This window comes from Aeromonas sp. QDB11 (assembly GCF_027705265.1).
GTDB lineage: Bacteria > Pseudomonadota > Gammaproteobacteria > Enterobacterales > Aeromonadaceae > Aeromonas > Aeromonas allosaccharophila.
Window position 1 is genome coordinate 20,399 of the sequence record NZ_JAPDBM010000058.1, and the last position, 9,731, is coordinate 30,129.

The window sequence follows — 9,731 nt, forward strand, 5'->3', positions numbered from 1 at the left end:
GGCTTTTTTTATGTCCAAAGGAAACCAATCGATGAAGACTATCGAAGCCCTCCGCCGCGAGCGTGGCGAAATCGCCGCCCAGGTCAACGCCTTGGCGCAACTCGAAGCCAGCGGTACAGCTCTTACCGATGAGCAGCTGCAGCAGTTTGCTGACCTTGAGAGCGAAGCGAACAAGATCAGCGCCGCCATCGCCCGCCAAGAGAGCGCTGAGCGCCTGATGGCGCAGCAGGCTGTACCTGTCAATGCTCACGGCTCTCAGGCGCCTCCGGCCGTCCATGTGAAGCAGGAACTGAAACAGTATCCCGGCGCAGGCTTCGCCCGTATGGCAATGTCTATCGCCGCCAGCAAGGGCGACATGCAGCAGGCTGAGAAGTTTGCCGCCACCGAGATCGGTGATCAGCAGGTGGCCATGGCCATTAGCACCGCCGCCGGTTCCGGTGGTGCGCTGATCCCCGAGAACCTGCACTCCGAAGTGATCGAGCTGTTGCGTCCCAAGACCATTGTGCGCAAGCTGGGCGCCCGTGTACTGCCGCTGCCCAATGGCAACCTCTCTCTGCCACGCATGAGTGGCGGCGCTCAGTCCAGCTACGTTGGCGAGGGCTCTGATGCCAACAGCAGCGCCAGCCAGTTCAACGATGTGAAGCTGTCTGCAAAGACCATGATCACCCTGGTTCCTATCAGTAACCAGCTGATTGGTCGCGCCGGCTACAGCGTCGAGCAGCTGGTGCTGAGCGACATGATCGCCGCCATGGCGGTGCGCGAGGATAAAGCCTTCCTGCGCGATGACGGCACGGGAAACACCCCGACCGGCTTCAAGAAGGTCGCGACCGACAATAGCCGCACCGTCGAGTGGACCGGCACTGCCGACATGAAGACCATCGACGCCTATCTCGACAGCCTGATCCTCCTGCTGATGAGCTCCAACAGCCTGATGGTCAATCCGGGCTGGGGTATGAGCCCGCGCACCTGGATGAAGCTGTTCGGCCTGCGCGATGGCAACGGCAACAAGGTCTATCCGGAGATGGCGCAAGGCCTGCTCAAGGGCTACCCCATTGCGCACACCAACACCATCCCGGCAAACCTCGGCACCGGTACCAACGAGTCGGAGATCTACTTCGCCGACTGGAACGACGTGGTGATCGGCGAGCAGGACAACATGACCATCGACTTCTCCACCGAAGCCACCTACAAGGACACCAACGGCGATCTGGTCAGCGCCTTCTCCCGCAACCAGTCGCTGATCCGCCTGGTCGGCAACCACGATGTGGGCTTCCGTCATCCGGAAGGTCTGGCGCTGGGTACCAAGGTCACCTGGTAAGGCCGCAGCAGGGCGCCGCACTGGCGCCCTCTCTCATCCCCTTGTAACAAGGAGCCGACATGGCCAAGCCACCGAAAGGCCCTCGCGCAGGGCAGGCATCTGCCACTGACGCCGATCGCGAGCAGAGGAGCGGCGAACTGCCGCAGGAGCCGACCAGCAATGCAACTGACACCCCCCAACCCGATGCCGATGCAGGTACCGGGCAAGATCCCCACGCCGGAACTGGCGACGGCGATGAATCGGATTCTGACCACCACGCAGCAGGCCAAGCGCCAGGCGATGCAGCCGGAGCTGGCCCCGCGCTGCTGACTGGTGATCAGCCCGCTGGCGCCACTGACGCCGATCACGAGCAGAGGAGCGGCGATGAGCCGGCCCCCCTTCCTGATGAGCGGGTGCTGGTTCGCTTCACCGGCCCGTGGAAGAACTACAGCCGCGGCGATATCACCCGCCTGTCACCGGCTGAAGCCGAACTGGTGATCAAGAAAGCACTGGCGGAAGCCGAGCCGGAACAAGCTGAGGAGTAGTTATGTCGTGGATCACGCTGGAAGAGGTGAAGCACCAGTGCCGCCTCGAAGATGATGACGCCAGCCAGGATCTGCTGCTTAACCTCTACATCGTGGCCGCCCGCCGGGCTATCGAGCAGCACACCGATCGGGAGCTGCTCGATGCGCCGATGGCTGAGATGACGCCTCGCCAGCTGGTGATCAGTGATGACATCAAGGCAGCAGGCCTGCTGATGGTCGCGCACTGGTTCAACAACCGCGAGGCGGTATCCGACTTCGAGAAGGTTGAGGTTCCCTTTGCGCTTCGCTACCTGATTGGCCCCTACACCAGGATGCCGATATGAAGATCCGCCAGTCATCAGTCGTCAACGCTATGCGTCCGCCAAGCGCCGGCGAGCTCAAGCAGCGTCTGCAGATCAGGCTGGTTACAGAGGTTCCTGACGACAACTTCTCCACGCGCCCCGAGTACCACGACCAGATCACCGTCTGGGGAAAGCTGATGCCTGTCACCGGCGGCATCTACATGGCCGGGGTACAGATTGACGAGAAGGTGACGCACAAATGCCTGATCCGCTGGCGCCAGCTCACCGGTGACCACCAGATGGTACATAAGGATGCCGTCTATCGGGTGAAGCGCTGCGAGCCGCTCAACGGCGAAACTGTCTGGGCGCTGGTCGAACTTGAGCAGCTGGATCTTCCGACATAACGAGAGGTCGCCATGTCGTTTGAGAACTCCAACTCCGGTATCTACCTCCACGTTGATTTCCCTGACGCTCAGGAGATCCGCTTCAACAAGGCCCGCGTCAGGCGGGCATTTGTCGATATCGGCCGCACCCTGCTGCGTGACAACCGACGTGCTGTGGCGCGGCGGGCCATCTCCAGTGCAGGGCAAGCTCCTGGCTACCAGTCCGGCGATCTGGCCAAGTCGATCGGCTACTTCGTGCCGCGAGCGACCGCCAGCCGCCCGGGCTTCATGGTTAAGGTCAGCCACAACAAGGGCGAGGGGGCATCGAAAGACATCCCGAGCGACGGCTTTTACCCGGCATACCTCTTTTACGGGGTCAGGCGTGGCGCCCAGCGGGTCAAGAGCCACCGCAAGGGGGCCAGCGGCGGATCGCCATGGCGTATCGCCCCCCGTGCGAACTACTTCGCCAAAACCCTCAAATACCGCAGCTACGAAATCCAGCGAACCCTGTTCACTGCGCTGCGGGCATCGGTCAGGCCGGAGAAACAGACATGAAGATAAGCCCGCTGATTGCGGCCATTCGCCAGCGCTGCCCCATGTTTGGTGGCAGGGTCGCCGGAGCGTCCGAGTTCAAGCCGCTGGCCGAGAACAACAAGCTGGCCCTGCCAGCCGCCTATGTCATCCCCCTCGATGACAACGCAGAAGAGAACCGCAGCCAGACCGACTACTGGCAGAAGATCACCGACGCTTTCGCAGTGGTAGTGGTGGTCAACAACACCCAGGACGCTCGCGGGCAAGCCTCTGTTGATGTGATAGAGGATGCGCGAGAGGCGCTCTGGAAGACCCTGATTGGCTGGTCGCCTGACGAGAAGAAGTACGACGGCATTACCTATCAGGGCGGCAACCTGCTCGATATGAATCGGGCGCACCTCTACTACCAGTTCGAATTCTCGGCCGAATTCGAGATCGGCCCGGAAGATACCCGCCAATGGGCTGACCTTGAAGAGTTGCCATCGTTCGATGGCGTTGATGCCAATAACCCAGCCAAAGGGTTTGGCATCGATTTGATAGACCCGGGCAGCGGGCCTGACGGTGTTATCGAGTTCCAATTCCAGATAAATCCGGAGCAATAAATGTTCGTCAAACCCAATGACGGTCGATCGGTCCCCGATCCTGACCGCGGCGACCTGCTGCCTGCAGAAGGGCGGGAGGTGAGCGCCAACCAGTATTGGTATCGCCGCCAGCTTGATGGCGATGTCGTCATCGAAACTCCGGAGGAACCAGCGCCGGAGTCTGAGCAAGAGCCTACAGCCGAGGCTGCGCCTCAGGTACCGGTCAGCAAGAAGGGAGCAAAATAATGGTCAGCTTCAATAATGTTCCCGCCGATCTGCGGGTGCCGCTGTTCTATGCGGAGATGGACAACTCGGCGGCCAATAGCGCCAGCGAAACCCTGCGGGCGCTGGTGCTTGGGCATGGCCTGGCAACCATCACCACCGGCAAGAACCAGCTGCAGCAGATCACCAACCCTGCCCAGGCGGCAGGTCTGGTCGGTGCCGGCAGCCAGCTGGCCGCCATGGTGGCCGCCTATCGCAATGTCGATTCGTTCGGTGAACTGTGGCTGATCGACGTGCCCGAACCCAGCGCAGGCGCCGCCGCGACAGCCACAATCACGGTTACCGGCACTGCCATCTCCTCCGGTGTCGTCTCTCTCTACATCGCGGGCAAGCGCGTTCAGGCTGGAGTGTCTGCAGCTGATGCTCCTACTGTAGTGGCAGCAAGTATCAAGGCCGCTATTGACAAGGACGCCAGCCTGCCGGTGACAGCCTCCGTCTCTGCTGGCGTAGTGACTCTCACTGCGAAATGGAAGGGGTTGACCGGTAACGACATCAACCTCGCACTCAACTATCGCGGCGTGATGGGTGGGGAATCCCTGCCGAATGGCATCAACGTGGCACTGCCTGCCCAGTCATGCCTGAGCGGGGGCGCCGGATCTCCAGATCTTACCGCGGCCATTGCCGCCATGGGTGATGAGCCGTTCGACTTTATTGCCACCCCCTGGCACGACAGCGGCTCGCTGGATGTGCTGGAGGCGGAGATGAACGACGGCACCGGCCGCTGGTCTTGGCTGCGTCAAATCTACGGCCATCTCTACAGCGCCAAGCGCGGCACGCTCTCTGAACTCTCAACCTTCGGCAAGGCCCGCAACGGCCAGCACATCACCACGATCGGCGTCGAGCCGCTGACGGCTGCCTCTCCTTACGAAGTGGCGGCTGCCAGCTGCGCCCGCAATGCGGTGTTTATCCGCATCGACCCGGCACGGCCGACCCAGACCGGCGAACTGAACGGCCTGCTGCCGGCACCGACCGGCAAGCGCTTCACCATTTCCGAGCGGCAGGTACTGCTGACCAGTGGCATCGCCACCCAGACGGCCAGCTCTGGCGTGATGATGGTCGAACGGGCGATCACCATGTACCAGCGCAACAAGTACGGCGCGGCAGACAACTCCTATCTCGACAGCGAGACCCTGCACACCTCCGCCTACGTGATCCGCCGTCTGCGCACCCTAGTGACCAGTAAATATGGCCGCCACAAGTTGGCCAACGACGGTACCCGCTTCGGCGAGGGTCAGGCCATCGTCACTCCGGCGGTGATCAAGGGCGAGCTCAACGGTGAATACCGCATCATGGAGCGCCTCGGGATCGTCGAGAACAGCGAGCTGTTTGCCAAGTACCTGATCGTGGAGCGAGACGGCGACTCTGGTCGGGTCAACGTGCTGTTCCCGCCAGACTACGTCAACGGCCTGCGCATCTTTGCACTGCTCAACCAGTTCCGTCTGCAATATCAGGAGGCTGCATAAATGGCCCGCATCGCAGGTACTACCTACATCAAGGTTGACGGCGAGCAGCTGTCGCTGACAGGGGGGATGGAAGTCCCCCTCAACCTCAAGGTCAAGGAGACCATCACCGATCTCGGCGGAGGCAATGACTACAAGGAGACGCACCGCGCACCCTACATGAAGGGGACATTCAAGGTGCCCAAGGGCTTTCCGCTGAAGAAGATCATCGAGGGTGACAACATGACCATCACCTCCGAGCTGGCAAATGGCTGGGTCCATGTGCTGAAAAATGCCTGGCTCGAAGGTGAGGCCAACTACAACCCCGAAGATGGCACCGTCGATCTGCAATTCAACGCCGAAGAGGGCTTCTTTCAATGAACCATAAAATCATCACGCTATCTGCCCCTATTCAGGCGCACGGCGAGCCGGTCGCCAAGCTGGAGCTTAAAAAGCCGACTGGTGAGCAGGTTTGCCGCCTTGGCCTGCCCTACACCATGACCCCCGAAGGGGAGGTCAGCATCAACATGAAAAAGGTGAAGGGCTATCTGATCGAGCTGTGCGCTATCCCGGCCAGCGCCGTGGAGCAGATTGAGCCTGCCGACCTCAACAATGCAGCCTGGGAAGTAGCCGGTTTTTTCCTGAAGGGGTAACCGAGCGCGACATTCTCGACCGCTACTTCGATATGGCGCGGTGGTGGAAGGCTGGTGATCCAATTGCCTTCCTTCACCATGACTTTGACGCGCTGGATTTGATGGAGCGGCAGTGTGAGCGGCTGATCAAGGCCGAAAATAGGTGAGTTATGGCCAATGAATTTCAACTGAAAGCCCTGATCACCGGTGTGGACAAGCTCTCTCCGGCGCTCAAGGGTATCCGCAAAAACATCAAAGGTTGGCAGCGAGACCTCCAGAGTGCGGGTGATGGTGCCCCAGCAATTGCCGCTGGTCTGGCAGCTGCCGTGGGCGGAAGTATTGCAGCCTTTGCCCAGTCAGAGAATGCCGCCACCGGGCTCAAAGTAGCGATGATGGATGCCAGCGGTTCGGTAGGCCCCGAATTCAAGAAGATCAACGATCTTGCAGTTGGACTTGGCAACAAGCTACCTGGTACCACCGCCGATTTTCAGAACATGATGACCATGCTGCAGCGCCAGGGTCTGAGTGCTGAAACCGTGCTTGGTGGGGTCGGTGAGGCCACGGCCTATCTGGCCGTACAGCTTGGCAAGGCTCCCGCAGCCGCGGCCGAGTTCGCCGCCAAGATGCAGGATGCAACTGGAACTGCATCAAAAGACATGATGAGCCTGTTCGATACCATCCAGAAAGCCTTCTACATGGGGGTGGATGACACCAACATGCTCAGCTTCTTCAGTAGCAGCAGCTCAATACTGAAGATGATCAACAAGGATGGGCTAAAAGCATCGCAGGCGCTGGCGCCGCTGGCGATCATGATGGACCAGATGGGGATGGCTGGTGAAGAGTCAGGTAACGCGCTCCGCAAGGTGCTGCAAGCCGGATTCGATAGCAAAAAAATTAAAGAAGCTAACCGTCTAATGAGCCGTAAGGGGATCAAGCTCGATTTCACCGACGGCAAGGGAGAATTTGGCGGCCTAGATAACCTGTTTTCACAATTGCAAAAGTTGCAATCTCTCACGAGCCAGCAGCAGTCTACCGTTATCAAACAGATCTTCGGAAACGATGATGGAACGATGAAGGTGGTCAGCGCTTTGATCAACAAAGGGAAGGCCGGTTATGACGAGATCCAGCAGAAGATGGCGCGACAGGCTAGTCTGCAGCAGCGGGTTGGCGCTCAGCTCCGCACTTTGAAAAACTTGTGGGATGCGATGACCGGCACGGCAGTCAACGGGCTGGCAGCGATTGGTGGCGCCTTCCAGGGTGAAGCAGAGAGTACCGCTACTAAGCTGGGTGATATGGCCAGTAAATTCAGTGAGTTTGCCACAGCTAACCCTCAGGTGATTCGCGGGGTGGTTGGGGTGGCAGCTGGTTTCGCGGCTCTCAAGCTGGTGCTCTATGCCTGCGGTGTTGCTGCCACATTCTTTGGCAACGCCCTGACGGCAACCCCGCTTGGTTTGATCCTGCGTGGCGTCGCCATGGCTGCAGGTTTGATTATCGCTAACTGGGGAACAATAGGCCCGTGGTTCCAGCGCACATGGGCCAGTATCGTTGGCTTTTTCAGTGCCGCATGGGAAGGAATCAAGGCGGTCAGCCTGGACGCCTGGGAGCTCATCAAGTCGGCATTCTTCAACTTTTCTCCGCTCGGCATCCTGATCAAGAACTGGGATCCCATCGTCGGGTATTTCCGCTCCTTGTGGGCGCAGATCAAGCCCTACATAGAACCACTGATGAATGGGGCTAAATGGGCGAGTGAAACCGCAAGCTCATTGGCGTCTGGAGCCAAAGGCGCATTCGGTAGTGCCGTTGACACTGTGGGAAGCTGGTTTGGCGGTTCTCCGCTCGGCAAGAACTCGCCGTTGTCATCGTCATCTCCGGCTGCTGGCGCCAATGCCGGTGGCGGCAGAGTGGCAGGCGAGATGGTTGTGCGCTTTGAAAACGCCCCGCAAAACATGCGCGTTGACGAAGGTAAAGCCTCTCCTGGCTGGTCAGTGTTACCGGATGTCGGATATTCACGTTATGCAACGAAGGGGTAGCGATGAGCAGGACAGACCGTTTGCAGCCTGCATCCTTTCGCGGGGTGGCGTTCAAGGTCGATAGTGATGACCTGCAAGTTGGTCGCCGCACTGTGCTCCATGAGTATCCCGGCCGCGACACCCCTAGCGTCGAGGACTTGGGGCGAGAAACCCGGGAATACGCCATATCGGCCTATCTGATCGGCCATGATTTTATCGCCGAGCGGGATCGGCTGATTGAGGCGTTGGAACAAGCTGGACCTGGTGACCTGGTGACCTGGTGACCTGGTGAGCCCCTGGCACTGGCAGATTCAGAACTTGCTCAGCGCACCATTAACCAATGCGTAGTGAGAGCTATTCGCTAGTACCAACACTCCCAACCACTTGGTCATGCGCCAGGTTTTTTATTAGTTGACGAGATAGTGCACAAGAACCACAATTACTGTCCTTTTGGTTAGAGAAGACATTATGGCTGCAGGCATACCAATTGAGAAAGCGCAACAATACCTTGAAGAGTTTGGAGCACTTCTTGTTGAGCATAAAAAACTCGACCCCTTCACAGAGAAGAGGGTTAGAGCAGAGCTGTCTGCCGCGCCAACACACACTACCAACGTAGTGCTGTCATACTTGGATGCCATAACGGGTAAGGTTGAAAGTGGATTACCCTACCTAAGGTCGTGCCTTGACGTGAATGTTAATGATGTCAATTTGGCAATGCACTACTACCAAATTCTTTTAAATACTTTCAGCTACAATGAACTCAGCAGAGTTAGCTATACATTGGCTGATAAATATCTCACCAAACGTTTTAGCCATGCTGCTTACAGTTGTGCGTATCGATATGGTGACCGGGATAAGTTAGCTCACTATATGGACATGCATATCAAACTTCTTTCTGAATCAGAAGGTCGGAGCAATGCCATGCAGCACAAGGACGAGCTTCTCGCGGAAATGGATAATTTCTACGATGCCACGCAATGCTCACCAGAACAGTTCAAGGCTCTGGCGTCAATCATTTGGACGTTACTTAGCGATCACAAAGTTACTACAGGTTTCGTTCAGCTTAGCAGTAGTGGATGCTATGTTGTTGACATCAGCGACTCCGAACCAAAAGCCATAGCAAAAATGAATTTTGAGCTTGCAGAAAAGGTGTGTTCCGAGCCAATGCTGGATGATTGCGCACTATTAGCGAGGTTTACCTCTCCTCGCCAGCTTCATACGGGGGTGAGCTACCGTGTCGGCAACAAGTGAACAGATTCTTGAAACGGCTCGCTTATGTCAGTCTGAAAACAATGAGAGTGGATTCAGAAGCGCTATTTCAAGGGCCTATTACAGCATGCTTCATGAGTCAATTGGCTCACTGACTGCCTTGCCGAATTTCACTCACGAGCATCACAAAAACACCGTAGGATACATGTCAAATCCGGCAGAGTGTAAATCTGAGCCATATCCTGCCATGACGCTAAAGTCATTAGCTTATGTTCTTAAGCAGTGTCGAGATGCTAGAAATGAAGCTGACTACGATTTGGTCAATGTGACCATTTCTCAAGAAATGGGACAAGTTGCAATAGAGACTGCTGAGCTCTACTTTGAAAAATGGGAGCAACTTAAATCAGCAAAAGCTTCTTAGTGATGACAATTCCACCATAACCCGCCACTCGGCGGGTTTACTTTTTCCTGATTACCCATGATTAGCAGTCAGTTACCACGAACTATACTGATCTTACGTACAGTTATCGAGGTGCGAGATC

The 9,731-nt window shown here is 57.5% G+C and carries 14 protein-coding genes; all 14 read left to right on the top strand.

The annotated features are described in order from the left end of the window. The first annotated feature begins 31 nt into the window (after window positions 1-31). The 14 genes from OKC40_RS17250 (at window position 32) to OKC40_RS17315 (ending at window position 9,610) form a co-directional block, all read left to right on the top strand. Entirely contained in the window at window positions 32-1,318 is a 1,287-nt protein-coding gene (locus tag OKC40_RS17250) for a phage major capsid protein (RefSeq protein ID WP_270796191.1), read from the top strand. 59 nt (window positions 1,319-1,377) lie between these two features. Then, window positions 1,378-1,842, top strand: coding sequence for a hypothetical protein (locus OKC40_RS17255; RefSeq protein ID WP_270796193.1), 465 nt, complete (start codon window positions 1,378-1,380; stop codon window positions 1,840-1,842). Between the two features lie 2 nt (window positions 1,843-1,844). After that, window positions 1,845-2,165 carry a head-tail connector protein gene (locus OKC40_RS17260; protein ID WP_270796194.1) on the top strand — a complete coding sequence of 107 codons (321 nt, stop codon included), beginning with the start codon at window positions 1,845-1,847 and terminating at the stop codon, window positions 2,163-2,165. Beyond that, on the top strand, window positions 2,162-2,527 hold the full coding sequence (locus OKC40_RS17265; RefSeq protein WP_270796196.1) for a head-tail adaptor protein: 366 nt from the start codon (window positions 2,162-2,164) through the stop codon (window positions 2,525-2,527). Before OKC40_RS17260 ends, OKC40_RS17265 begins: the two co-directional genes overlap by 4 nt. Window positions 2,528-2,539: 12 nt before the next feature. After that, window positions 2,540-3,061 carry a hypothetical protein gene (locus OKC40_RS17270; RefSeq protein WP_270796197.1) on the top strand — a complete coding sequence of 174 codons (522 nt, stop codon included), beginning with the start codon at window positions 2,540-2,542 and terminating at the stop codon, window positions 3,059-3,061. Continuing rightward, window positions 3,058-3,639, top strand: coding sequence for a phage tail terminator protein (locus OKC40_RS17275; RefSeq protein WP_270796199.1), 582 nt, complete (start codon window positions 3,058-3,060; stop codon window positions 3,637-3,639). The genes OKC40_RS17270 and OKC40_RS17275 overlap by 4 nt, the downstream gene beginning before the upstream one ends. Then, entirely contained in the window at window positions 3,640-3,864 is a 225-nt protein-coding gene (locus OKC40_RS17280) for a DUF2635 domain-containing protein (RefSeq protein ID WP_215807225.1), read from the top strand. Continuing rightward, window positions 3,864-5,363 (top strand): phage tail sheath subtilisin-like domain-containing protein, encoded by a 1,500-nt coding sequence (locus tag OKC40_RS17285; protein WP_270796203.1) that lies wholly within the window; start codon window positions 3,864-3,866, stop codon window positions 5,361-5,363. The genes OKC40_RS17280 and OKC40_RS17285 overlap by 1 nt, the downstream gene beginning before the upstream one ends. Beyond that, entirely contained in the window at window positions 5,364-5,720 is a 357-nt protein-coding gene (locus tag OKC40_RS17290) for a phage tail tube protein (protein ID WP_270796205.1), read from the top strand. Further along, window positions 5,717-5,992, top strand: a complete 276-nt coding sequence (locus OKC40_RS17295; protein ID WP_263717233.1) for a phage tail assembly protein — start codon at window positions 5,717-5,719, stop codon at window positions 5,990-5,992. The genes OKC40_RS17290 and OKC40_RS17295 overlap by 4 nt, the downstream gene beginning before the upstream one ends. Before the next feature lie 149 nt (window positions 5,993-6,141). Then, a complete protein-coding gene (locus tag OKC40_RS17300; protein WP_270796214.1) occupies window positions 6,142-8,001 on the top strand; it encodes a phage tail tape measure protein in 1,860 nt (619 codons plus the stop codon). Between the two features lie 2 nt (window positions 8,002-8,003). After that, window positions 8,004-8,264, top strand: a complete 261-nt coding sequence (locus OKC40_RS17305) for a DNA circularization N-terminal domain-containing protein (RefSeq protein WP_270796216.1) — start codon at window positions 8,004-8,006, stop codon at window positions 8,262-8,264. A 184-nt stretch (window positions 8,265-8,448) separates the two neighbouring features. Further along, window positions 8,449-9,231 (top strand): hypothetical protein, encoded by a 783-nt coding sequence (locus OKC40_RS17310; protein ID WP_270796218.1) that lies wholly within the window; start codon window positions 8,449-8,451, stop codon window positions 9,229-9,231. Then, the gene (locus OKC40_RS17315) at window positions 9,215-9,610 is read left to right on the top strand and encodes a hypothetical protein (RefSeq protein WP_270796221.1); all 396 of its coding nucleotides are present in this window, start codon (window positions 9,215-9,217) and stop codon (window positions 9,608-9,610) included. The genes OKC40_RS17310 and OKC40_RS17315 overlap by 17 nt, the downstream gene beginning before the upstream one ends. Window positions 9,611-9,731 lie beyond the last annotated feature (121 nt).

What these genes read in the sequence shown, in the direction of transcription:
- OKC40_RS17250 (WP_270796191.1), top strand. Translation starts at nt 32, where the DNA reads ATGAAGACTATCGAAGCCCTCCGCCGCGAGCGTGGCGAAATCGCCGCC.
- OKC40_RS17255 (WP_270796193.1), top strand. Translation starts at nt 1,378, where the DNA reads ATGGCCAAGCCACCGAAAGGCCCTCGCGCAGGGCAGGCATCTGCCACT.
- OKC40_RS17260 (WP_270796194.1), top strand. Translation starts at nt 1,845, where the DNA reads ATGTCGTGGATCACGCTGGAAGAGGTGAAGCACCAGTGCCGCCTCGAA.
- OKC40_RS17265 (WP_270796196.1), top strand. Translation starts at nt 2,162, where the DNA reads ATGAAGATCCGCCAGTCATCAGTCGTCAACGCTATGCGTCCGCCAAGC.
- OKC40_RS17270 (WP_270796197.1), top strand. Translation starts at nt 2,540, where the DNA reads ATGTCGTTTGAGAACTCCAACTCCGGTATCTACCTCCACGTTGATTTC.
- OKC40_RS17275 (WP_270796199.1), top strand. Translation starts at nt 3,058, where the DNA reads ATGAAGATAAGCCCGCTGATTGCGGCCATTCGCCAGCGCTGCCCCATG.
- OKC40_RS17280 (WP_215807225.1), top strand. Translation starts at nt 3,640, where the DNA reads ATGTTCGTCAAACCCAATGACGGTCGATCGGTCCCCGATCCTGACCGC.
- OKC40_RS17285 (WP_270796203.1), top strand. Translation starts at nt 3,864, where the DNA reads ATGGTCAGCTTCAATAATGTTCCCGCCGATCTGCGGGTGCCGCTGTTC.
- OKC40_RS17290 (WP_270796205.1), top strand. Translation starts at nt 5,364, where the DNA reads ATGGCCCGCATCGCAGGTACTACCTACATCAAGGTTGACGGCGAGCAG.
- OKC40_RS17295 (WP_263717233.1), top strand. Translation starts at nt 5,717, where the DNA reads ATGAACCATAAAATCATCACGCTATCTGCCCCTATTCAGGCGCACGGC.
- OKC40_RS17300 (WP_270796214.1), top strand. Translation starts at nt 6,142, where the DNA reads ATGGCCAATGAATTTCAACTGAAAGCCCTGATCACCGGTGTGGACAAG.
- OKC40_RS17305 (WP_270796216.1), top strand. Translation starts at nt 8,004, where the DNA reads ATGAGCAGGACAGACCGTTTGCAGCCTGCATCCTTTCGCGGGGTGGCG.
- OKC40_RS17310 (WP_270796218.1), top strand. Translation starts at nt 8,449, where the DNA reads ATGGCTGCAGGCATACCAATTGAGAAAGCGCAACAATACCTTGAAGAG.